The organism is Komagataeibacter diospyri (genome assembly GCF_043995075.1).
Taxonomy (GTDB): domain Bacteria; phylum Pseudomonadota; class Alphaproteobacteria; order Acetobacterales; family Acetobacteraceae; genus Komagataeibacter; species Komagataeibacter diospyri.
Genome location: NZ_CP171837.1, coordinates 221777 through 243528, shown reverse-complemented (window position 1 = coordinate 243528; position 21752 = coordinate 221777). Strand labels below are relative to the sequence as shown.

The 21752-nt window shown below is 56.2% G+C and carries 21 protein-coding genes and 3 pseudogenes; 15 read left to right on the top strand and 9 right to left on the bottom strand.

The features are described 5' to 3' along the window. Positions 1-61: 61 nt before the first annotated feature. The 3 genes and pseudogenes from ACE2AA_RS17525 to ACE2AA_RS17515 all read right to left on the bottom strand — a co-directional run. Positions 62-961, bottom strand: a complete 900-nt coding sequence (locus ACE2AA_RS17525; protein ID WP_200410018.1) for a glycoside hydrolase family 36 protein — start codon at positions 959-961, stop codon at positions 62-64. Between the two features lie 138 nt (positions 962-1099). After that, positions 1100-2179, bottom strand: a complete 1080-nt coding sequence (locus tag ACE2AA_RS17520; RefSeq protein WP_025814070.1) for an IS5 family transposase — start codon at positions 2177-2179, stop codon at positions 1100-1102. Between the two features lie 80 nt (positions 2180-2259). Next, positions 2260-2661: pseudogene (locus ACE2AA_RS17515) on the bottom strand (flavodoxin family protein); the annotation flags it as partial. Between the two features lie 147 nt (positions 2662-2808). On the opposite strand from ACE2AA_RS17515, the gene ACE2AA_RS17510 reads away from it, so the two are divergent. The 4 genes from ACE2AA_RS17510 (at position 2809) to ACE2AA_RS17495 (ending at position 6170) form a co-directional block, all read left to right on the top strand. Next, positions 2809-3192: a helix-turn-helix domain-containing protein gene (locus ACE2AA_RS17510; RefSeq protein WP_025812362.1), complete on the top strand. Its 384-nt coding sequence runs from the start codon at positions 2809-2811 to the stop codon at positions 3190-3192. 102 nt (positions 3193-3294) lie between these two features. Continuing rightward, complete coding sequence (gene frmR / locus ACE2AA_RS17505) at positions 3295-3570, top strand: formaldehyde-responsive transcriptional repressor FrmR (RefSeq protein WP_025812363.1); 276 nt, start codon at positions 3295-3297, stop codon at positions 3568-3570. Between the two features lie 25 nt (positions 3571-3595). Continuing rightward, complete coding sequence (locus tag ACE2AA_RS17500; RefSeq protein ID WP_395372355.1) at positions 3596-4705, top strand: S-(hydroxymethyl)glutathione dehydrogenase/class III alcohol dehydrogenase; 1110 nt, start codon at positions 3596-3598, stop codon at positions 4703-4705. A gap of 295 nt (positions 4706-5000) precedes the next feature. Beyond that, the gene (locus ACE2AA_RS17495; RefSeq protein ID WP_141302641.1) at positions 5001-6170 is read left to right on the top strand and encodes an aldo/keto reductase; all 1170 of its coding nucleotides are present in this window, start codon (positions 5001-5003) and stop codon (positions 6168-6170) included. Between the two features lie 313 nt (positions 6171-6483). Here ACE2AA_RS17495 and ACE2AA_RS17490 read toward each other — a convergent pair whose 3' ends face one another. Beyond that, positions 6484-7107: a YceI family protein gene (locus ACE2AA_RS17490; RefSeq protein WP_395372352.1), complete on the bottom strand. Its 624-nt coding sequence runs from the start codon at positions 7105-7107 to the stop codon at positions 6484-6486. A gap of 29 nt (positions 7108-7136) precedes the next feature. Next, positions 7137-7748 (bottom strand): FMN-dependent NADH-azoreductase, encoded by a 612-nt coding sequence (locus tag ACE2AA_RS17485; RefSeq protein WP_395372318.1) that lies wholly within the window; start codon positions 7746-7748, stop codon positions 7137-7139. Between the two features lie 166 nt (positions 7749-7914). On the opposite strand from ACE2AA_RS17485, the pseudogene ACE2AA_RS17480 reads away from it, so the two are divergent. From ACE2AA_RS17480 to ACE2AA_RS17465, 4 genes and pseudogenes are all read left to right on the top strand, one after another. Then, positions 7915-8826, top strand: a pseudogene (locus tag ACE2AA_RS17480) (LysR family transcriptional regulator). A gap of 353 nt (positions 8827-9179) precedes the next feature. Then, positions 9180-9512, top strand: coding sequence for a type II toxin-antitoxin system PrlF family antitoxin (locus tag ACE2AA_RS17475; protein ID WP_025812366.1), 333 nt, complete (start codon positions 9180-9182; stop codon positions 9510-9512). A 2-nt stretch (positions 9513-9514) separates the two neighbouring features. Next, a complete protein-coding gene (locus ACE2AA_RS17470; protein ID WP_025812367.1) occupies positions 9515-10006 on the top strand; it encodes a type II toxin-antitoxin system YhaV family toxin in 492 nt (163 codons plus the stop codon). Positions 10007-10639: 633 nt separating this feature from the next. Then, positions 10640-11974: a Fic family protein gene (locus tag ACE2AA_RS17465; protein WP_227001134.1), complete on the top strand. Its 1335-nt coding sequence runs from the start codon at positions 10640-10642 to the stop codon at positions 11972-11974. Between the two features lie 191 nt (positions 11975-12165). Here ACE2AA_RS17465 and ACE2AA_RS17460 read toward each other — a convergent pair whose 3' ends face one another. The 4 genes from ACE2AA_RS17460 to ACE2AA_RS17445 form a co-directional block, all read right to left on the bottom strand. Beyond that, a complete protein-coding gene (locus tag ACE2AA_RS17460) occupies positions 12166-12312 on the bottom strand; it encodes a hypothetical protein (protein WP_154675789.1) in 147 nt (48 codons plus the stop codon). Between the two features lie 350 nt (positions 12313-12662). Next, on the bottom strand, positions 12663-12854 hold the full coding sequence (locus tag ACE2AA_RS17455; protein WP_395372350.1) for an alpha/beta hydrolase: 192 nt from the start codon (positions 12852-12854) through the stop codon (positions 12663-12665). Positions 12855-13004: 150 nt separating this feature from the next. Beyond that, complete coding sequence (locus ACE2AA_RS17450) at positions 13005-14084, bottom strand: IS5 family transposase (RefSeq protein ID WP_025814070.1); 1080 nt, start codon at positions 14082-14084, stop codon at positions 13005-13007. Next, the gene (locus tag ACE2AA_RS17445) at positions 14062-15039 is read right to left on the bottom strand and encodes an alpha/beta hydrolase (protein ID WP_395372348.1); all 978 of its coding nucleotides are present in this window, start codon (positions 15037-15039) and stop codon (positions 14062-14064) included. Before ACE2AA_RS17445 ends, ACE2AA_RS17450 begins: the two co-directional genes overlap by 23 nt. 565 nt (positions 15040-15604) lie before the next feature. Here ACE2AA_RS17445 and ACE2AA_RS17440 point away from each other — a divergent pair. The 7 genes and pseudogenes from ACE2AA_RS17440 to ACE2AA_RS17410 form a co-directional block, all read left to right on the top strand. Beyond that, positions 15605-15727: pseudogene (locus ACE2AA_RS17440) on the top strand (hypothetical protein); the annotation flags it as partial. A 60-nt stretch (positions 15728-15787) separates the two neighbouring features. Beyond that, positions 15788-16378, top strand: a complete 591-nt coding sequence (locus ACE2AA_RS17435) for an IclR family transcriptional regulator (RefSeq protein ID WP_051577497.1) — start codon at positions 15788-15790, stop codon at positions 16376-16378. Next, on the top strand, positions 16365-17342 hold the full coding sequence (locus tag ACE2AA_RS17430) for a 2-dehydro-3-deoxygalactonokinase (protein WP_141302651.1): 978 nt from the start codon (positions 16365-16367) through the stop codon (positions 17340-17342). Before ACE2AA_RS17435 ends, ACE2AA_RS17430 begins: the two co-directional genes overlap by 14 nt. After that, positions 17339-17956, top strand: coding sequence for a 2-dehydro-3-deoxy-6-phosphogalactonate aldolase (locus ACE2AA_RS17425; RefSeq protein ID WP_141302653.1), 618 nt, complete (start codon positions 17339-17341; stop codon positions 17954-17956). Before ACE2AA_RS17430 ends, ACE2AA_RS17425 begins: the two co-directional genes overlap by 4 nt. Positions 17957-18002: 46 nt before the next feature. Beyond that, on the top strand, positions 18003-19151 hold the full coding sequence (gene dgoD / locus ACE2AA_RS17420; RefSeq protein ID WP_025812613.1) for a galactonate dehydratase: 1149 nt from the start codon (positions 18003-18005) through the stop codon (positions 19149-19151). A gap of 122 nt (positions 19152-19273) precedes the next feature. Further along, positions 19274-20563: an MFS transporter gene (locus ACE2AA_RS17415; protein WP_227001135.1), complete on the top strand. Its 1290-nt coding sequence runs from the start codon at positions 19274-19276 to the stop codon at positions 20561-20563. Further along, positions 20560-21528 (top strand): SMP-30/gluconolactonase/LRE family protein, encoded by a 969-nt coding sequence (locus ACE2AA_RS17410; RefSeq protein ID WP_025812611.1) that lies wholly within the window; start codon positions 20560-20562, stop codon positions 21526-21528. The genes ACE2AA_RS17415 and ACE2AA_RS17410 overlap by 4 nt, the downstream gene beginning before the upstream one ends. Positions 21529-21752: the final 224 nt, after the last annotated feature.

Sequence of the window (21752 nt, the reverse complement as noted above, 5' to 3'; positions counted from 1 at the left end):
TTCGCTTGTGTCAGATGTCTAGCGAATATCGCTCTTTTCAAAGTGCACCCTCTGAGCAATTTTATCCCGGCAAAATATCTATTGCATTGCATTCCAGTACAAGAGCCTGTGCCGGATAAAGTCGAGGAAGAGTCAGGCCCATCTCCGTCAGAACTGCCCCGCTGACAATGATGCCTTTTTCAAATAAAGACCGGTTCGCTGCAGATGGATTGTTGCCCATCAGTTTCTGGGGGGAAGGCGCACACACTTTATATTGGCGGGCGGGATCTAGCCCTGGGAGTAGGACGGGCGCTGCAGATCGTGCCTGTCCGGAGCCACTCTGGGCGATGAGGAATACCGCAGCGGAACAGTCCGTTGCCGTTACACCCCGCACAACACGGTCTGCTGTCTGCTCACCAAGTTGAGCGTCGCCTGAATGAAGCAGGCTACGCAAACGTTTATGCAGGTTGATCCACTGAACAAGTTCGTCGCGTTCGTCGGCACTTAGTTCCAGCGGATCGAGTTCAATTCCGAGGTGACCGAATAGTGCGACTGCGGCCCGGAACCCGAGTGTGAAAACGCGGTCGGTTATACCATTCGGTACGGCCGAAATATGCGTGCCGGTAATTTCGGGGGGCAGGAACTGCCAGGCGCCGCCTTGGATACGAAGCCGGTCCAGTGCGTCAGTATTATCCGAAGTCCAGACCCGCTGGGTGTGGGCCAGAGCACCCCAGTCCGCGCGGCCGCCGCCCGATGCACAACTTTCGATTTCCAGTGCAGGATGGGTGGCGCGAAGCCGGTCCCATAGGGCATATAATGCGAGAACCTGACGCCTGTAAGCCGCACGGCCATGAGCATCGGCCGCTTCAACCAGGTCTCTATTGAAGTCCCACTTGATGTAGTCGATGCCAACATGCTGCACCAGGTGGGATATTTTGGCGAAAAGATGCTCTGATACGTCTTGACGCGAAATATCAAGCACAACCTGGAGGGTTCGAAAAAACCTCTGATTGATGTGCCTGGCTCGTGTTTTTAGGCTTTCGGCGATTTGATTGACGGTTCCTGAGGTAGCTTTCTTTCTGCGTTTTGAGCAAATTGGGGACTACCCCCCGCTGGATTGCTATGCGCTCGCGTTCATTCTCTCCAGGAAGAGGAAACGGCGCATGTTGTAGACGATATTGGCCAGTCCGATCGTCATTGTGGCCCGTGTGATGCCGACGGCCCGGATGAACAATCCCATCTGCGATTTCTGATCGGCAAAGACATGCTCGACGCGGGATCGGATCACCGACTTCCCCGCGTTGGACCGCTGGGCATGGCGGGGCATGGGCTTGAGATTCGGCTTTTTCCTGTGGACCTTCGAGACGAAACCCTCTTTGTCCATGAAGTCCTCATTGGCTTTCGAGCGGTAGGCGGTATCCGCCCAGACGCTTGAGGCCGTATTGGTTTTATCAAGCAAGCCCTCTCTCAATCGCGCGCCATCACTGGCGGCGGCATCTGTGGCCTTCCATTTGCGAATCAGCCGATATTTCCGGTCGATGGAGACGTGGGATTTGTAGCCAAAGAACGGAATGGCAAGATCCGTTGCGGGCATACTTCCGTCATCCTGACGCTTTGCTTTCGTGAACTTCAGCGTCCAGCGCGCATGGCGATCCTTGTGGGACAGCTTTGCGGGCTTGTCCTGCCACTCTTCAGGAATACGCCCTGCCCGGAGATCCGCTTTCTCGGCGTTTGTATTGCGCTGCTTTGGAGCAGCCACCAGCGTTGCGTCCAGAATCTGGCCCGACATCGGCAAATATCCGGCCTTGCGCAGGGTCGCGTCAAAGCGGTCAAACAGTCTTTCAATCGCACCCGTCTGGGTCAGGCGTTCACGGAACAGCCAGACCGTTTTGGCGTCAGGCACACGGTCCGACAGCCCCAGACCAAGGAAACGCATAAAAGAGAGACGATCATTGATCAGGTACTCCGTCCGCTCATCAGACAAATTGTTCAGCGTCTGGATCACCAGGATCTTGAACATCAGCACCAGATCAAACGGAGGGCGCCCGCCTTTGCTCCCATCCGAATACGCCAGAGCCTTCTTCAAATCAGGGCGGAACACCTCAAAATCCACAGTCCGGGAAAAGGCCTCGAGTTGATCGCCAAGCCCGCTCAACCGGGCAAGCCGCTCCTCAACATCAAAGAAACCAGGCTGTTTCATATCGCCATTCCCTCAACCAGAACCAGAGGAATGGAATCACACAGAAGGCCTCAAAACCAGTAGGTTTTTCGAACCCTCCAGGTTGCCGCCTTCGTGTTCGACGGGGGAACGCCCAGGCTGACCCAGATTCCGCCATGCTGGGACGCCAGGGTCTGCAGGGTGATCAACGCTACCTGCTTGTCGCCGTTCGGGCTCGCGGAATTGGTGAAGCCACCGAAAACCTTGTCCTGCCAGCCGCGCGTGAACCATATCTTCGAGGTCGCATCGGCGAATTTCTTGTACTGCCAGCTCACATTGCCCATGTAGGTGGGCGATCCCATGATGATGGCGTCTGCCTCGTTCAGTGCCGTCCACTCCGCGTCACTGATGTCTCCGTTCGCGTCGATTGCGACGAGCCTTGCCTCGGCTCCGCGCGCCACATGCTCGGCAACCACCTTCGTATGACCATAGACCGAGTGATAGACCACGATAACCTTGCTCATGCCTAAATCCCTGTAAATGCGATGTAGCACAGTGACATTTCAGACCAGGTTTCGTATTGAAACCTAGTTTCGTTTTCCAAGTTACTCATGGACTAAAAACACGACAAGAAGGCACCTGCAGGACACATGGTTACTCAAAGGAAACCAATGCCGTCACGCCCCCACCCGGCGTTCGACGTATATGCTCAAAACTGTCCCACCCGCATGGTGCTGAACCGGATCGGCGACAAATGGGCGCTTCTGATTCTTGATTGTCTCAGGGACGGCAGCGCACGTTTCAGTGTGATCCGGAGAAAGATCGGCGGCATTTCCCAGAAAGTTCTGTCCCAGGTTCTGAAGAACCTCGAACGCGACGGACTGGTCCTGCGTACTGTCCATGCCACGGTGCCGGTGGCGGTCGAATACAGCCTGACATCTCTGGGCGAAACATTGACGCAGGCTGTTGCCAGCCTGACCCACTGGGCCGAACAGCACATGGAGGAGGTTCAGGAAGCACAGCTCCGTTATGACGGGAAAAGGATCGACGGGTGATCTTCACAAGATCGTGTCGCTGTCTCTCCCCGTGCCTGTTTGCATACTGCATGGGAGTATGTGAAGGATACTAAGGGACAGTATAATTGGAGTGACCTTTTCGTGCCGCATACACCCGAAGAGAAAAAGCGCGTCCTGACACGGGTGCGCCGCATCAGGGGACAACTCGACGCATTAGAGCAGGCTCTGGAGAAAGGGGCTGAATGTGGCCCGGTGCTACAACAGGTCGCTGCGATCCGGGGCGCTACCAACGGCCTGATGGCGGGTATCCTGGAAAGCCATTTGCGTGAGGAGTTCGTCGAGTGCGCCGGGGACCGCGACGCGGCTTCCGGTTCCATCGAGAAGGTCGTCTCGCTCGTCCGGTCCTATCTCCGCTGATCCTGCCAAATATGAAGGAAACATCATGAAATCACGGGCCGCCGTTGCATTCGAGGCTGGCAAGCCACTTGAAATCGTCGAGATCGATGTTGAACCGCCCCGCGCAGGCGAGGTGCTCGTCCAGATCACCCATACAGGTGTGTGCCACACGGACGCCTTTACCCTGTCGGGGGATGATCCCGAAGGATTGTTCCCGGCGGTGCTTGGACACGAAGGGACCGGGATCGTGATCGAAGTCGGGGAAGGTGTAACCAGCGTGGCGCCGGGCGACCACGTCATTCCGCTCTATACAGCGGAGTGCGGTGAATGTCTGTTCTGCAAATCGGGCAAGACCAATCTCTGCATCTCAGTTCGCGCGACCCAAGGCAAGGGCGTCATGCCGGACGGGACAACACGTTTTTCTTACAAGGGCCAGCCGATCCATCACTACATGGGCTGTTCGACGTTCAGCGAATTCACGGTCGTCGCTGAAGTCTCGCTTGCTAAAATCAATCCGGCGTCCAATCCGGGACATGTCTGCCTGCTCGGCTGTGGCGTGACGACCGGTATCGGTGCGGTACATAACACGGCCAAGGTACAGGCCGGTGATTCAGTCGCGGTCTTCGGGCTTGGCGGTATCGGTCTTGCCGTAATCCAGGGCGCGCGGCGGGCGAAAGCCGGACGGATATTCGCCATTGATACCAATCCCGAAAAGTTCGAACTGGCGAAGGCATTCGGCGCCACGGATTGCCTCAATCCCAAGGACTGTGACAAGCCGATCCAGCAGGTTTTGGTGGAAATGACCGACTGGGGCATCGACCATACGTTCGAGTGCATCGGCAATGTCAACGTCATGCGTGCGGCACTCGAATCCGCGCATCGCGGGTGGGGACAGTCGATCGTGATCGGCGTCGCCGGGGCAGGTCAGGAGATTTCCACCCGCCCGTTCCAGCTTGTCACCGGTCGTTCATGGCGGGGCACAGCGTTCGGCGGTGTGAAGGGACGCACCCAGCTTCCCGGGATGGTGGAGGATGCGATGCGCGGCGATATCCAGTTGGCACCGTTCGTAACCCATACGATGCCACTCGAAGACATCAACACCGCCTTTGACCTGATGCATGAGGGAAAATCCATCCGCTCCGTCATTCACTACTGAGGTCGATCCCTTTCATGCCGCCAGGTTTGACCAATGGCGGCATGGATGAAGGCGCATCTGCCCGATCCGGTTTGCGTATCTGATGGTAGCATTGTGTTTCGGGGCGAATGCGCGTTGACTGGATGAGAGCCGGGGCTGATTTATTAGTCATACTAATGACGTCATGCGGATTAACCTGACTAATTGAAAATGAAACTTCGGATTAAGCTGTCAGACTAGGGCAATCAGCAGATCGCGTCCTCTGATGCAGCCGCTCGTTGTTTTCAAACGTCAACCCTGAAGGATACCGACAGCCATGTCTCCTGAACCTGCTCCTCGCGACGTGCTCTCCCTAACCCGGCGCAAGGCATTGTCGCTCGGTGCGGCGCTTGGCGCTGCATCGCTCGTTCCCGCAGGCATGGCGCGGGCCGCGACACTGCCCACATCACTTCCTGTCACGGCCCGTCGCAAGTTGAGGGATCTGGAAGTATCGAGCATCGGTCTCGGCTGCCAGTGGGTTCCGGGGCACCCGCCGGGCGGTCTCAAGGATTTTTATGGCAGCTTTATAGATCGGGCCACGGGGATTGCCCTCATTCGGCGCGCGGTGGACCGGGGCGTGACGCTAATCGATACGGCGGAAGCCTACGGTCCCTTCCTCTCCGAAGGGGTGGTCGGCGAGGCATTGCAGGGTATCCGGGACAAGGTCGTCCTTGAGTCCAAGTTCGGTTTCAATATTGATCCAGAGACCGGAAAGCAACTGCCCGGCCTCAACAGCCGCCCTGAGCATATTCGGATTGCGATCGAAGGCATGCTCAAGCGCCTGCGAACCGACCACCTTGATCTCGTCTATCAGCACCGTGTCGATCCGGCCATGCCGATCGAGGATGTTGTCGGCACGCTGAGCGACCTGATTACTGAAGGCAAAATCAGGCATTACGGGCTGTCTGAACCAGGTGTACAGACGATCCGGCGTGCGCATGCCGTCCATCCGGTCACCGCGATCCAGAATGAATATTCCATGCTGTGGCGCGGCCCCGAGCAGGAGATCATTCCCCTATGTGAGGAACTGGGCATCGGCTTCGTGGCCTGGAGCCCGCTTGGCATGGGATTCCTGGGAGGGGGCATCACCCCGTCGCGACACTTCACCAATGATTTACGGGCCATCATTCCACGCTTCGCGCCGGACGCGCTCAAGGCGAACATGGCGCTTGTTGACGTGGTCAAACGCTGGGCGCGCGCGAAGAACGCCACGCCCGCGCAGATCGCCCTGGCCTGGCTGCTGGCCCAGAAGCCGTGGATCGTGCCGATCCCCGGCACCACGAAAATCGCGCATATGGAGCAAAATCTCGGCGCGGCGGCGATCCATTTCACGCCAGACGAGCGGACGAAGATCAATGCAGACGTAGATGCCGTCCATATTCAGGGAGCCCGCCTGCCGCCTGCCATCTTGAGCATGTCCGGGGTTGAAGCGCCCCCAAAAGGCTAAGTGATTATTTGAAAACAAATCATTGATAAAAAACAATAAAAGTTTTTGGGTTCCGCCTTTTTTCAAAAAGGCGGTGTTCTTTGACGCTTTTTGAAAAAATCTTCACCAAAAACTTCCTTATGATTGCTGGATATTTTCTAATCTAACTTTTCAAACAGCCTGTAATCCGATCGTGTCTACATTGCGTATAACGGACAGGGCAGAAGCGAAATCGAAACAACAAAAGGCCGCCTGTCAGCCTGATGACAGGCGGCTTTACAAAATGATCCGTTAATGCGCATGTCGCGCGACACATCGTAAGGCCTGTAACGATTTACTGTTGCAGTTCGAATGCCCCTGCAATCGTTAGCGTCACCTCGTCACCCACAAGCGGCACGTATTGTTTGACGCCAAACTGGCTGCGGACAATCGTGCCCGTCGCTTCAAAACCCACCGTAAACATCTTGTCGAGCGGGTTGGTCCCGCTGCCGACTAGACGGGCCTTCAATGTGACCGGCCGGGTCACGCCGTGCAGGGTCAGGTTGCCGGTAATGTCGGCGGTATTCGCGCCAGTCTGGACAATGCGGGTGGATTTGAACGTCGCGTTGGGAAACTGACCCGCATCGAACCACTGCGCGCTTTTCAGCTCGCCATCCAGCTTCGGCACCGTGGTGTCGACCGACTGCACCGGAATCGTGACATCAAGGCTGGTGGCCGAGAGATGGGCGGGATCGATTTTAAGCGAGCCGGATACACCGGTAAAAAAACCGGAAAAATTGCTGAAACCCATATGCGAGAGGGTGAAGCCGACCTGCGTATGATACGGCTCGACCCTGTAGGTGCCAGCCCTCACTGCCGACGGGTCGGGCGTGGCAACCTGCTGAGCGGAGGCATAGGAAACCGCGCCGAAAACAGTCATGGCCATCAGCGCCGATGCCACGAAATGATGTCTGGTCATAAAGAATATTCCTGTTGCACAAAAGGATATCAGGCCGGAACGAGGGCGATTTCGCTCTGGGCCTGGACAATGGCGGCCTCTTTGGCCTCAGCGCCCAGGGACAGGCCTTCCGCCCTGATCCAGACGACATCACGCACACCGATGAAGCCAAGGACCGCACTGAGATATTTTTCCTGGTGATCCAGAACGGCGGCCGGGCTGTCGCCAGTATAGACCCCGCCACGGGACGAGATGAGGAATGCCTTTTTACCCGCCGGCAGCAGTCCTTCCGGGCCAGCCGCACCATACTGGAACGTCCTGCCAGCCACGACCACACGATCAATCCATGACTTGAGCTGTGCGGGAATGGAGAAATTGTACATCGGTACGCCAATCACGATAATGTCGGCGGCCGCCAGATCCTCGATATGGGAATTCCCGATCGCCACATCCGCTTCAAGCGTGGCTTCCGTCACGGGGCTACCCTGACGGGCCGCCAAGTGCGCGCCGGTCAGGTACGGCAACGGATCGGCGGCGAGATCGCGGTAGAGCACGGTGGCATCGGGATGCTCGGCCTTCTGCCGCGCGACGGTCTCAGCCGAAAGCTGGCGGCTGACGGAATATTCGCCAAGGATACTGGAATCGATATGCAGGATCTTCACGCTGGTCTTCTCCGCAGGGGGGCAGGACACGGACCATCTGTTGCGCCCTGAAAACAGGTTTCCGATGGCCCTGAACATGATCCAGCATGTCCCATAAACACAGGTATCTATAAACCCGCTATATTCCGATATATAATATCGCCACAGCCGATGGATGGAGTGAGTCTTGCTGGATGGCGTATCACTGGATCAACTGCGCACCTTCATTGCGGCCAGCGATGAAGGTAGCTTCTCGGCCGCGGCCCGACTGCTGCGCCGGTCGCAATCGGCCGTCAGCGAAATGGTTGCGGGCCTTGAGGCCCAGATGGGTGTGATGCTGTTCGACCGGACGGGCCGCTACCCACAGTTGACCGTCGCTGGCAGGGTTCTGCTGGCCGATGCGCGCGGCGTGGTCGCGGGCGTGGATTTCATGAAGGCGCGGGCCAAAGGCATGTCGTCCGGGCTGGAGCCGGAACTGTCGGTCGTAGTCGATGTGTTCTTCCCGATGGACCGCATGACAGCCATGGCGGCGAAGTTTCGCGAGACGTTTCCACACACCCCCCTGCGGCTTTATGTCGAGGCCCTTGGCGGCGTGTTTCAGCCCCTGCTCGATGGGCGGGCCGGTATCGGTATTGCAGGCCCCCTGCCCGACCTTCCCCCATCCATGTCCAGCGAGGCGCTGGGAGATATCCGCTTCCTGATCGTGGCCGCACATGATCATCCGCTGGCGCGGATTGACGGCGTCATTCCCCGGGAAGAACTGGCCCGCCACGTCCAGCTTGTGCTGACCGACCGCACCAACCTGTCCGCAGGCAAGGAACGTGGCGTCATGTCGCCCCTGACATGGCGGCTTGCCGATCTGTATGCCAAGCATCATTTTCTGCTGGGCGGTCTGGGTTGGGGTGGCATGCCACTTCATACTGTTTGAGCGGACATTGACGGCGGCCGACTGGTTGAACTCCGTATCGAGGGTATTGCCCACGGGGGCGCCGATATGCCCATGACTGTAGTCTATCCAACAACCGAACCGCCAGGCCCAGCTGGTCGGTGGTTGATTGATCGGCTCAAGCTTTGTCCTGCTGGATGTATTCGGCGTTGAACCCGTCTGCTGGCAAGTTTCTCCTCTCGCTCGGATCTCACTGCTCTTACAAGCTCATGTTTTGAAAACCATCATCGCCATTGAAGCGATGATTGCAGTATCGTGAGGTGCGCCGTGTTGCCCGTACCTCTGGTCGCCACCTGCCGCTCAGCTTTTCATACTTTTAGCCTTCACTTCGCATCGGCTAGGGGTTTTCTGCCCCCGTCACAAGCAACGAATAAATAAGCTGCGCTTATGAGCGTGTTCAGAAATTAACGCCTAATCGCCCAATAGATAACCGGCAGGTGTAGTCTAGCTTGACAAGGTAAGGAAATTCCCTTACATACACCCGAGTGTAAATTGGGGATCTAAACATGGCTGCGCTGCTGAAAGAAGAAAGCAGGATCACCGCCAAGGGCCAGACGACCGTTCCCAAAAGCGTTCGGCAGGCTTTGGGCGTGGACTACGGCGGACGTATCGCCTTCTTTATCGACGATCAGCATCGGGTCTACGTCGAGAGGGCTAAGGACGAGGCAAGCGACCCAGTTATAGACCGCTTCCTTGTATTTCTGGCCGAGGACATGGAGAAACACCCTGGTACATCCGTTGCCGCTCTGCCCACCAACCTTCGCGATCGCATGGCCGCGCTTGTCGGGGACATGGACATTGACCTCGATGCCAGCATTGACGGTGACGTTGCGCTCTAATCGTGATTACGATCAATGGCTGGACCATTCTGGCGCATCCCCTCTTTCTCGATCAGTTGGAAAAGCTGACCGACGCGGTCGAGGTATTGAAGGCAAAAAAGCCTGAAAAATACCAGAGGGAGGCGAACACGAAGCTGCTGGCTGCTTTGAGCAAGTTGGTATTCCAGACAATTCCTGCCGATCCGACCGCAACCGTCTATCGGCAAGGCTCGACACTTGGCGTCGCGCACAGGCACTGGTTCCGGGCAAAATTTGGTAATGGTCGTTTCCGTTTATTCTTTCGCTATGACTCGACCGCGAAAATCATCATCTTCGCATGGGTGAACGATGAAACGACTTTGCGGACCTATGGGGCAAAGACCGATGCTTACAGGGTTTTCAAAGGGATGCTGGAGGCCGGCGATCCGCCTGACGACTGGATCGCGCTTCGTGAGGCCGCGTCCGATCAGGCCGCAATCGACAGGCTGGAAAAAACCTCGCCTTCGGGCCCATGACGAATATTATTGAAAGTCATAAGAGTGGGCACTGCCCTTTGGTCTAGACATCCGGCGCAGACGCCTGAGTGTCCGTGACCGGATCCTTCGTCGCATAGCCAGGCCGCGATAGCCCAGCGCTATGACGACGAGGCGATATATCGATGTCGGGTCGACCGGTTCCGGCAACGGGGGCCCCGGACAATGGGCCGAGTACCAACTGACCGGCAGGCCCAAAGGAATTTGACGGAGAGTCCTGGTTGGGACGACCTGCACATGCTGTTTCTACACGTTTTTTGCGTTTGACGCCTCATTTTTCATCGTTTTTGTGTTACGCTCATCGTTCTTGGGCAAAGTCGCCCGTTTTTCACAGGTGGTGAGATGGCTGGCGGAAACATGATTTGCGGGGGACTCTGGCTCGCAGAGAATTTCGAAGTAGAACCTTTTGGGGGCCTAGCTGTCAGAAGTTACATCGGAACCAACCGCCGTACTACAGACATTGGTCCATATATTACGGAAATCTATCCCCCCCAAATGTATCCCGGGGAGAAGATAGCTGACCACCTGCAGTTTCACATCCGTCATGAGCCCATAAACCTTGAGTTGCTCTCACGCGTCTTTAACGTCGGAGGATCTTGGTTTGTCCAGGAGTGGGTGAACAACAAACCCACCAGTCAGTACGCCCGGCGTGCTGCGTTCCTGTATGAGTTCCTTACCGGCGAAGACCTCGTCCAACCACCAGACTTGCGAGGGTCTTACATTCCGGTTCTTGACAGTGACAGGAATCTGGCCGCGAGCGTAGTGGAGAATGAAATCCGCATCTCCAAGTGGAAGGTTATCAACAATATGCCTGGGACAAGATTTTTCTGCCCAGCCATTCCGCTTTCCAAGCGCCTTGTGGAAGCCTTTAATTACAATATCTCGAGACACTATGATGAAATCATTGAGGAGTTCGGTGCGGAATTGCTGTCCCGCTCTGCATCCTGGCTGACAACACGAGAAAGTCGGGCGAGCTTTGACATTGAAAAGGAATCTGGAGCGACAAATCGTATCCAGCGTTTTGCTCAAGTTATTGCGACTTGGACCGGTTACAACGTCCCGCCTTCCCTTGGAGGCGGCGCTTCAGACGCTCACCAGGCAGCGAGTGGCATTCTATCTGAGCAGCGACTGGCCAGTATTCAGAAAGCCATTTTGGGCGACACAGCTCTGATTCCATACAGCGGGTATCGAAAGTCTCCTGTCTTTGTCGGACAGACAACCCATCACTCGCAGGTTGTGCACTACCTGGCCCCCCCGGCAGAAGACGTGGCCGCCATGCTTGAGGGCATTGAGATATTTTTGGATCGCACGCAACACCAGTCACCAGTTATGCGTGCTGCTATCGCATCTTTCGGCTTCGTCTATGTCCATCCACTTATTGACGGCAATGGCCGCGTGCACCGGTTTCTCATCAACGACATTTTGCGTCGAGACGGTGCGACCTCCCAAGACGTCATCTTACCCGTATCCGTCGCCATCAATGACGACCCAACCAGTCGTCGAGCCTATGATGACGTCCTCGACAAGATTTCCGCTCCCCTAATGAGCCAGATTAGATCCCACATATCATTCGCCTCCAAGCCCACGATATATCCCGACGGCGTAGAGTCAGACCTGATCTTTTCTGACGAGGACCTGGCTCGGCCTACTTGGCGATATGCCAACTATGTTCCGCATGTCATTTACTTGGCGGATATCATCAACACGACTATAGTCCATCACATGCGGGATGAGGCGCTGTATCTCCGGAACCACGACAACGCCAGGCTGGACCTGAAGGAAATTTGTGAGATGCCGGACAGGTTGGCAGACGAGATAATCCGCTCCGTAACCGCGAACGATGAGGCCAGTGTGGGCAGGAAGTTACGCCGTAACTACCCGCGAATAACGGACGAGATGTGGGCATCATTCGTGAAGGCCGTCAGGGACGCATTTGCCCCGAGAGGCTAAGCGTCCCAGGGACTATACCACCTCGAATGTTTTGACGAGTTCCCCGAAAACACGGCAAATTGGGGTTGGAATTCTCCACCTATGATCCCGGATCCAGGATAATGAGAATTTCTTGAAGGCATCGGCGTTCACCAAGGCGCAGATCGCGTTTGTATTGAGGTCCACGGACACGGGCACACCTGCTACCGGGTTTAACGGAAGGCACGCATCTCGGGGGCAACGTTCTGCAACTGGCGGAAGAAATACGCGGGCCTGATGCCGGCCGAAATGAAACGGTTGCGCCAGCGCGAGGACGGGAACGTGGAGTTGAAACGGATCGTCGAGGACCTGTCGCTCAACAAGGCGGCTCTGCAGGACGTGCTATCAAAAAAAGCTCCGAGGCCTGCTGGGGTTGGCGACTGACGCGGTCATAAGAGCATCAGCGGCCGTATCGGACATATACCGAGTGCTATTTTCCTTCGCGCTCATGTATATTTTGCCATAGGCAACCGAAACGTAGGACATCAAGCATTACAGTGAGCAACAGCTACGTCCAGGCGGCAGCAGGTCTCCAGTGATTGCCCATTCCTCGTCTGTCACGTCGCCACGCATCCACAGGTCTCCGTAAATACCGGCGTTAAATCAATTATTTTACAGAGCCCGGTAGGCACTGTGAATAATCTATCGATGTTGAGCGAACTTCCGTCCTTTATGCCAACTGACGCTTGATGAACTCTGCGGCGCTGGCAACCGCTTCTCTGGCTTGAGGCAAAAGCGGACTCCATGCCTGCCAGACATGAAATACACGCGGCCATTTCTGAAGCCTGACATCCACGTTGGCTTGTGCCAGACGGTCAGCAAGCCGGGCAGAGTCCGAGAAATAAGCCTCGTTTTCTCCCACCTGAATAAGCACAACCTGGAGGGTTCGAAAAAACCTCTGATTGATGTGCCTGGCTCGTGTTTTTAGGCTTTCGGCGATTTGATTGACGGTTCCTGAGGTAGCTTTCTTTCTGCGTTTTGAGCAAATTGGGGACTACCCCCCGCTGGATTGCTATGCGCTCGCGTTCATTCTCTCCAGGAAGAGGAAACGGCGCATGTTGTAGACGATATTGGCCAGTCCGATCGTCATTGTGGCCCGTGTGATGCCGACGGCCCGGATGAACAATCCCATCTGCGATTTCTGATCGGCAAAGACATGCTCGACGCGGGATCGGATCACCGACTTCCCCGCGTTGGACCGCTGGGCATGGCGGGGCATGGGCTTGAGATTCGGCTTTTTCCTGTGGACCTTCGAGACGAAACCCTCTTTGTCCATGAAGTCCTCATTGGCTTTCGAGCGGTAGGCGGTATCCGCCCAGACGCTTGAGGCCGTATTGGTTTTATCAAGCAAGCCCTCTCTCAATCGCGCGCCATCACTGGCGGCGGCATCTGTGGCCTTCCATTTGCGAATCAGCCGATATTTCCGGTCGATGGAGACGTGGGATTTGTAGCCAAAGAACGGAATGGCAAGATCCGTTGCGGGCATACTTCCGTCATCCTGACGCTTTGCTTTCGTGAACTTCAGCGTCCAGCGCGCATGGCGATCCTTGTGGGACAGCTTTGCGGGCTTGTCCTGCCACTCTTCAGGAATACGCCCTGCCCGGAGATCCGCTTTCTCGGCGTTTGTATTGCGCTGCTTTGGAGCAGCCACCAGCGTTGCGTCCAGAATCTGGCCCGACATCGGCAAATATCCGGCCTTGCGCAGGGTCGCGTCAAAGCGGTCAAACAGTCTTTCAATCGCACCCGTCTGGGTCAGGCGTTCACGGAACAGCCAGACCGTTTTGGCGTCAGGCACACGGTCCGACAGCCCCAGACCAAGGAAACGCATAAAAGAGAGACGATCATTGATCAGGTACTCCGTCCGCTCATCAGACAAATTGTTCAGCGTCTGGATCACCAGGATCTTGAACATCAGCACCAGATCAAACGGAGGGCGCCCGCCTTTGCTCCCATCCGAATACGCCAGAGCCTTCTTCAAATCAGGGCGGAACACCTCAAAATCCACAGTCCGGGAAAAGGCCTCGAGTTGATCGCCAAGCCCGCTCAACCGGGCAAGCCGCTCCTCAACATCAAAGAAACCAGGCTGTTTCATATCGCCATTCCCTCAACCAGAACCAGAGGAATGGAATCACACAGAAGGCCTCAAAACCAGTAGGTTTTTCGAACCCTCCAGGTGGAAAGCCGCGAAAATCACCGAATAATGGCGATACATACGGATTCCGGACATCCCCTCCTTTTAGATAGGCCTGCACATTCCTTTGGTTGTCGGCCTTTATATTATACGGGTCGTACTCGAGAGGTCGATCCATCGTGTCGCCACCAAGTGTCAGATCCGTCCAAGGTGACATCACGAAAGCGGCTGCGGGCAACGGCAATCCTAATGAGCGAAGTTTGAACATCACTGCCAGGGCCAGACCACCACCAGCAGAATCTCCAGCGATAATGATCTGCCTGGCAGAATAGTTCATGGACAGCAACCAGCGATATGCTGTGCACGCATCTTCCAGCGCTGCGGGAAACGGGTGTTCGGGAGCAAGACGATAGGCAAGTGAAAAAGTCATGATCCCTGCTTCGCGTCCAATCACTGCGCTAACTGGCCGCCATCCTTTTGGACTACCTAAAACATATCCTCCACCGTGCAGATAGAGCATGATTTTATGAGGGGCGGTCAGCTTGCCTGTGGACCATTCACCTTTGACAGGTCGCGTATTCACATCGGTAAACCGCAAATCAGCCGGAAGAGGAATGTTGTTAAGATAGAACGCATCCGCGCGTTGGCGCTGCTGGCGAAGCGAAGCATGTTCAGGGGTCGACGCAAAATAATCGGCGATGATGGTGCGGACATGATGCATATCTGGAGAAAGTCCCGCTGCATTTGCCCATGCTTCGAGTGCATTTTGGATAGATGCGTTACTTGCGCTGGTGTCCTTAGCTATTGCACAGATGGGCGGCAACAGGGGTGTGGCAAAAAAATATTTAAGCATGGAGCGACGTGATGCCTGGCCGCTCATAGAGGTGATATCGGGGTAATGTGGTAATTTATCCATAATTATGCACTCCTTCCGCTTATTAACACACAATATTTATGCTGCAAATGTCAACACCATAGGTATACTTTGTTGGTACTATTGCATTTAATGCTCATCGCGTTAATTCGTCCTGTTATTTTATTTTTTGTATATAGTATTATTTAATTTGTTCTTATATATCGATTCCGTGCTCGGATACTTTCATATCCACATTTTCTTCGCTGAAAGTTCCGATGCAGATACGCTAGATAGAATCCACAACATGAAACATTGTTATTTTGACTACTAAAAACGACGCCAACCGTGGGGCTGGGTGTTTTGGCCGAAGCTCGCCTTGCTGTCTGATGGATAGAACGCCATCATGACGTCAACGTGAACAGAAATCGAAAATATATAAACCCCGAATAAAATAAATGTGCACGAAATATATATTATGTAATGTATTAATAGTTAATGGCCGCACAAGGTATAACATGTGTAATTAATCATATCCCACAATATGGGTTTCCCATTCATATATTGAAATTCCCAGATATCGCGTTCTAGGCTCAGACAACAAAAACAAGATAGCGGTCCAGATACAATGAGTGCAGGAGACCAGACATGGCCAGATGGGACACAGACCCTTGGGCGGGGCTTGTGTTTGCTGCAGGCGGTCAGCGAGGGCCACCGTTCCCTACCTGCCCTCATGACCCATGCAGGCTATACGCGCAGCACAACGCAGCGACTGGTAGCGGCTCTTGTACAAGGCCGCTGGCTCCGGCAAATGCCGGGCGACACCTATTTCCTCGGGCCACGCTTTCTGGAACTGGCACAGCACGCGCAGGAAGATAACCCCATAGCCGTAGTGGCCCGCCCCATCCTACGTGAACTGGGCCTAAAATCGCGGGATACCATCCATCTCGGTATCCGCGTCGAGAATGATGTCCTGTATCTTGACAAGGTCAACGGCCAGCGCGGATTGGAAATGCGTTCCCGCATCGGTCAGCGCATGCCCCTTGCCCTGACCGGTGTTGGACGTGCGCTCCTGCTGGATGACACAAAATCCGAATGGCGGCGTTTATATCGGGACGCGACAGAGAAAGGGACGTCTCCTGATCTGTGGCTGGAGCGGATGCACACCTACAGGAATACGGGCTGCGTGTTCGATCTCGAAGACAATGAAACGGGCATACATTGCGTCGCCGCTCCCCTGCGTGATGCACGTGGCTGCATCGTGGCTGCAATCAGCATTGCCAGCGCGGCGGTTTATCTTCCCCGCGCGCGCATGGAGGAACTATCCCCTATGGTTCTGAATGCGGCCGAAGCCATTTCGCGGCAAATGGGTTGGAAAGGACTGACTCATGAAATCGCTTGATCCCGCAAAGCCCGCACTACTGGGGCTGGATTGGGGTACATCGTCGCTACGCGCATGGCTGCTCGACGCGCAGGGTATCATCTTGCATACCCATCATGCCCGACAGGGAATTCTCCATCTGCCGGATGGTGGTTTTGCGCAGGTTCTGTCAGACATCCTCGCACAATGGCGGCTGAATGATCCGGTGCCCATGCTGGCCTGTGGCATGGTGGGAAGCATCAACGGCTGGCGGGAAGTATCCTATCTTCCCTGTCCAGCATCCTTGTGCCAACTCGCCGACGGACTGGGCCTGCAGCCTACGGCCCACGGCATGCTGCATATCGTCCCGGGCCTGCTGAAGGACGGTTCCCTACCCGATGTGATGCGCGGCGAGGAAACGCAGATTGTCGGAATAATGGGAACTGATGGGAACAGCCATCATACGGTTGTCCTGCCAGGCACACACTCCAAATGGGCGCAAGTACAAGGGCAGATTATCACAGAATTCCGGACATTCATGACGGGTGAACTGTTTGCCGTTCTTATGCGGCACAGCATCCTTGGTCGCCTGCCCTCAACAGCGCCACCTGATGACGGCTACCGTGATGAGGCTTTTGCCATGGGGGTCCGTACCGCTCAGTCTGGCATTCCTCTTGCTGGTCGCCTGTTTTCGGCCCGCACCGTTGTGCTGCGCAACAGGCTGGAACGCGCCTATACCGCCGATTATCTGTCCGGTCTGCTGATCGGGGAAGAAATCCACGCTGGCATGGCCGCGTTGGAGGCCACTCAGCACGCCACGCCTGTTCTTGTAGGCGAACGCGCATTGTGCCAGCGATATCGGCTGGCGTTTACGGTACTGGGGCACCCCCCACCTTCAATAGCGGGAAATACTGCGCCTGCCGGCCTGTTCCGGCTAGCCTGTGCCGCCCACCTGCTTGACCGGACTCCGTCCCATTTACACGACCAGAAAGGAGCTGTCATATGACCTGCTTCGACACGGCATTTACCCGTTGCCCTCTCATCGCCATCCTGCGCGGCGTGCAACCGCACGAGGCGCTCGACATCGGCCGCGTGCTGGTTGACACCGGCTTTACCATTATCGAAGTTCCCCTCAATTCACCCGCACCCTATCAGAGTATCGCTCTGCTGCAGGATACATTCGGGGACCGGATCCTGGTGGGGGCAGGCACCGTTACATCCCCTGATGCGGTGGGCGAGGTTGCCAGCCATGGGGGGCGGCTGGTTGTCATGCCCCACGCCGATCTGGCGGTGATCACGGAAGCCAAGAAGCGCGGCATGATCTGCACCCCCGGCGTGGCGACCCCAACCGAAGGGTTCGCAGCTCTTCATGCCGGGGCGGATGCCCTCAAGCTGTTCCCGGCGGAACAGCTGGGCACGAAGGCCCTGACTGCGTGGAAAAGCGTCTTCCCGCGTAGCACCCGTTTCATTCCCGTAGGGGGGATTACTCCTGATAACATGCAGTCCTATCTGGCTGCGGGCGCTGCGGGTTTTGGTCTGGGGTCGGCGTTATATCGTGCTGGAAATACAGCCGCGGACGTTGGGCGTGCAGCCGACCGTTTCATGAAGGCCCTATCCTGAATCTGTGCACCGTCCGAAGTAAAAATAACAATAACAGGAAACAAAAATGAAGATTACAGCACTACGTACCTACATGGTTCCGCCGCGCTGGCTGTTTCTCAAGATCGAAACGGATGAGGGAATTGCCGGCTGGGGGGAGCCGGTCGTGGAAGGCCGCGCCGCAACCGTTGCCGCCATGGTGGAAGAACTGTCCGATTACCTGATCGGCAAGGACCCCTTCATGATCGAGGACCACTGGAATGTCATGTACCGCGCTGGTTTCTACCGCGGTGGCGCCATCCACATGAGCGCGATTGCCGGTATTGACCAGGCGCTGTGGGATATAAAGGGCAAGGCTTTCGGCATGCCGGTATGGCAGTTGCTGGGTGGTAAATGTCGTGACCGCATCCGGGTCTATTCATGGATTGGCGGCGACCGCCCTGCCGATACGGCCCGTGCCGCAAAGGATGTGGTTGCCCGCGGTTTTACGGCAGTAAAAATGAACGGTACGGAAGAAATGCAGTTCATCGACAGTCATGAGAAAGTCGATGCGGCCATTGCCCGTGTTGCCGCCATCCGGGACGCGGTGGGACCCTATATCGGTATCGGTGTGGATTTTCATGGCCGGGTCCACAAACCCATGGCCAAGGTGCTGGCGCGTGAACTGCAGCCTTTCGATCTCATGTTCATAGAAGAGCCGGTATTGAGCGAAAATTTTGATGCCCTTCCTGAAATAACGGCCCATTGCTCCGCTCCGATCGCCCTGGGAGAGCGGCTGTTCTCGCGCTGGGATTTCAAGAAAATACTCGAACAGGGCTGCGTGGACATCATTCAGCCCGATCCGTCCCACTCTGGCGGTATTACCGAAACACGCAAGATCGCTGCCATGGCGGAAGCCTATGATGTGGCGGTGGCACTACACTGCCCTCTGGGGCCGATCGCACTGGCGGCCAACCTGCAGCTTGATGCGCTGTGCTACAATGCCTTCATTCAGGAACAGAGCCTGGGCATCCATTACAATAAAAGTAATGACCTGCTGGATTATGTGAATGATCCATCGGTCTTTTCCTACGTTGATGGCACCGTGGCCATTCCCGACGGACCCGGACTGGGAATTGAGATCAACGAGGATTACGTCAGGGAAAAAGCCGCCGAAGGCCATCGCTGGCGCAACCCCGTCTGGCGCCATGCAGATGGTTCGGTAGCGGAGTGGTAAGACCATCGCGCGTACAGAATGCCCCCGTTTCCTGTCCTGTCCCTAAAAAGGTCTGCCATTCCCATAAACAAGACAGAATAACATAGCGCATGCACCTTAATGGGCATGCAGGAGAACAAGACGTGTCGGATCAACGCACTCTCTCCATGTCCGGTCTTGCGGCAATGCCGGATGATGATGATAGCCTCAGCCCCCTCATGTTGCTGCGCCCCTACTGGCGGGTAACCCTTGCGGCATTTCTGGGCTGGTTTCTCGATGCATTCGATCAGGTTGCCCTGCTTTTGTGCCTGCCCGATATTGGCAAGAGCCTCGGCGTGGGGCTGACGGCCATGGGGCTGGTCATTACGGCTCAGAGTGTCGGGCGCATTCTGGGCAATACCAGTTGGGGCTGGCTGTCCGACCGGTATGGCCGCAAGCTTACATTCATGATCGGCGTGTTGTGGTTTGCAGCATTTTCCGGTTTTACGGCACTGGTATGGACCTATCTGGGCATGCTGGTTGTGCAGTTCCTGTTTGGTATCGGGTTCGGGGGGGAATGGACCGCCTCTGCCTCGCTGCTTATGGAAAGCGTGCCGCCACGGGCACGCTCGCTGGCCTCGTCGATCATGATGGCAGGGTATGAATGTGGTTTCTTCGCCGCTGCTGCCGTGCAGGCTGTGGTCCTGCCCTACTGGGGGTGGCGGGCCATGTTCCTGATTGGTGTCATTCCGGCCATCCTGGCCATCTTCATCCGCCGTGATGTTGCTGAAAGTCCGGTCTGGCTGCGCCTGCAGGCCACGCCCGCCTCATCCGCCACAACGCGTTCGCGCACCGGATTCAGACTGGATGGCGCAGCACTTCAGGCGTTGCTGTTCATGGCAGTCCTTCAGTTCCAGAATGCCGCGATATATAGTTTTTACCCCACTCTGTTGCGCAAGGTACAGAACCTGACCCCGGCCGAGGTCTTTCCCCTGCTGGGCTGCTACTGCCTGGGTTCACTGATTGGCAAGCCGCTCTGTGGTCTACTGGCCACACGGATGGGAGAACGAACGGTATTTGTCACATATTTCCTGATCACGATCGTGGATATCTGGCCTTTCATTTCCGCAAATTCCATGTGGGTGCTGGCTGGGGCCGCGTTGGTCATGGGGCTGTTTGGCAACAGTGTTTTTGCCCTGGTGCCGCATTATCTTTCGCAGCGCTTTCCCTCGGCCAACCGTTCCTTCGGCATGGGGTGCAGTTACGCCGTGGCGGCGCTGGGCCAGGGCGTATGCGGCTTCGTCGTGCCGTGGCTGGGCGGTCAGTGGGGCCTGCCGCAGGCCATTGAAAGTTCGGTCGTCATCGGCACGTTCATGGTGGCGGCAGTCATTTTCTACCAGCCACCAACGCTGCCCGGAAGGCATATGGAAGGTGAGGAAAGCATCACCCCATGATTCCCTCTTTCGCATTGGGCATCAGCGATGCCCAGGAACCTGTCTATCTGCCGCGACCGGATTATGACCCCGTCTGCCTTGATCCATCCTTTGCGTCCTGCCTGCTGGCCCATAGCGAGGTGGAATGTCTGGCGCGTGGCACCGAATGGGGTGAAGGCCCCGTCTGGTTTGGCGATGGGCGCTATCTGCTGTGGAGTGACATCCCCAATGACCGCATCCTGCGCTGGTCGGAGGAAACACGGCGCACATCCGTGTTCCGTGCGCCCTCACGGCATGCCAATGGCAATACACGCGACCGGGGCGGGCGCCTGATTACCTGTGAACACGAAAGCAGACAGGTCACCCGTACTGAATATGATGGTACGATTACCATTCTGGCCAGCCGGTTTGATGGAAAGCGACTCAACTCGCCCAATGATGTTGTCGTAGCCCGGGATGGTGCGATCTGGTTTACCGATCCGGATTACGGCCTGCTGAGCGCTTATGAAGGCGGCGGGACGGAAGCGGGAGAACTGCCGACCGGACTGTACCGTCTGGACACCGACGGCAGGCTCCAACAGGTCGACACGGAATTCATCAATCCCAACGGGCTGTGCTTTTCTCCCGCAGGAGACATTCTTTACGTCATTGATAGCGGTAGCCTGCCCAATACCATATGGGCCTGCGAACTGGATGCCGGGCGGACACGTATTGCCGCCCGTCACCTATTGATAGAACCGGCCCCCAATGCCCGTGCGGACGGCCTGCGTTGCGATATGGATGGCAATCTGTGGTGCGGCTGGGGCGGTGGCCCGGATCTGAACGGTGTGATGGTATTCGGCCCTTCCGGCCGGCCCCGCGCCCATATTCCTTTACCCGAACGATGCGCCAATCTGTGTTTTGGCGGCAGGCGCCGTAACCGACTGTTCATGGCGGCATCACACGGGCTTTATGCGCTTTATGTGGGCATACAGGGCCATCTTTAGCTGGTCTTTTGGTGTTTCCACGTACGAGCTGCGACGAACCGAGTTCCGTTTTACATCGGCTGTATATAGTATTTTCTGCACCCCAACCGGGCCTCACCCAGGTTAGCGTGGTTAGGCAAGCTGCTTCTGACGCCAGTATCAATCATGTCTTCTTCTACCAGAGATTTGCGATCGGAGACATGTCTACATGTAAAGGACCGTCTGTCATTGTGCTATACGGAGGC

Excerpts from the sequence above, each read along its gene's own strand:
- ACE2AA_RS17520 (WP_025814070.1), bottom strand. The coding sequence starts at position 2,179 with ATGAAACAGCCTGGTTTCTTTGATGTTGAGGAGCGGCTTGCCCGGTTG.
- ACE2AA_RS17510 (WP_025812362.1), top strand. The coding sequence starts at position 2,809 with ATGCCGTCACGCCCCCACCCGGCGTTCGACGTATATGCTCAAAACTGT.
- ACE2AA_RS17500 (WP_395372355.1), top strand. The coding sequence starts at position 3,596 with ATGAAATCACGGGCCGCCGTTGCATTCGAGGCTGGCAAGCCACTTGAA.
- ACE2AA_RS17495 (WP_141302641.1), top strand. The coding sequence starts at position 5,001 with ATGTCTCCTGAACCTGCTCCTCGCGACGTGCTCTCCCTAACCCGGCGC.
- ACE2AA_RS17490 (WP_395372352.1), bottom strand. The coding sequence starts at position 7,107 with ATGACCAGACATCATTTCGTGGCATCGGCGCTGATGGCCATGACTGTT.
- ACE2AA_RS17475 (WP_025812366.1), top strand. The coding sequence starts at position 9,180 with ATGGCTGCGCTGCTGAAAGAAGAAAGCAGGATCACCGCCAAGGGCCAG.
- ACE2AA_RS17450 (WP_025814070.1), bottom strand. The coding sequence starts at position 14,084 with ATGAAACAGCCTGGTTTCTTTGATGTTGAGGAGCGGCTTGCCCGGTTG.
- ACE2AA_RS17445 (WP_395372348.1), bottom strand. The coding sequence starts at position 15,039 with ATGGATAAATTACCACATTACCCCGATATCACCTCTATGAGCGGCCAG.
- ACE2AA_RS17435 (WP_051577497.1), top strand. The coding sequence starts at position 15,788 with ATGCCGGGCGACACCTATTTCCTCGGGCCACGCTTTCTGGAACTGGCA.
- ACE2AA_RS17430 (WP_141302651.1), top strand. The coding sequence starts at position 16,365 with ATGAAATCGCTTGATCCCGCAAAGCCCGCACTACTGGGGCTGGATTGG.
- ACE2AA_RS17425 (WP_141302653.1), top strand. The coding sequence starts at position 17,339 with ATGACCTGCTTCGACACGGCATTTACCCGTTGCCCTCTCATCGCCATC.
- dgoD (WP_025812613.1), top strand. The coding sequence starts at position 18,003 with ATGAAGATTACAGCACTACGTACCTACATGGTTCCGCCGCGCTGGCTG.
- ACE2AA_RS17410 (WP_025812611.1), top strand. The coding sequence starts at position 20,560 with ATGATTCCCTCTTTCGCATTGGGCATCAGCGATGCCCAGGAACCTGTC.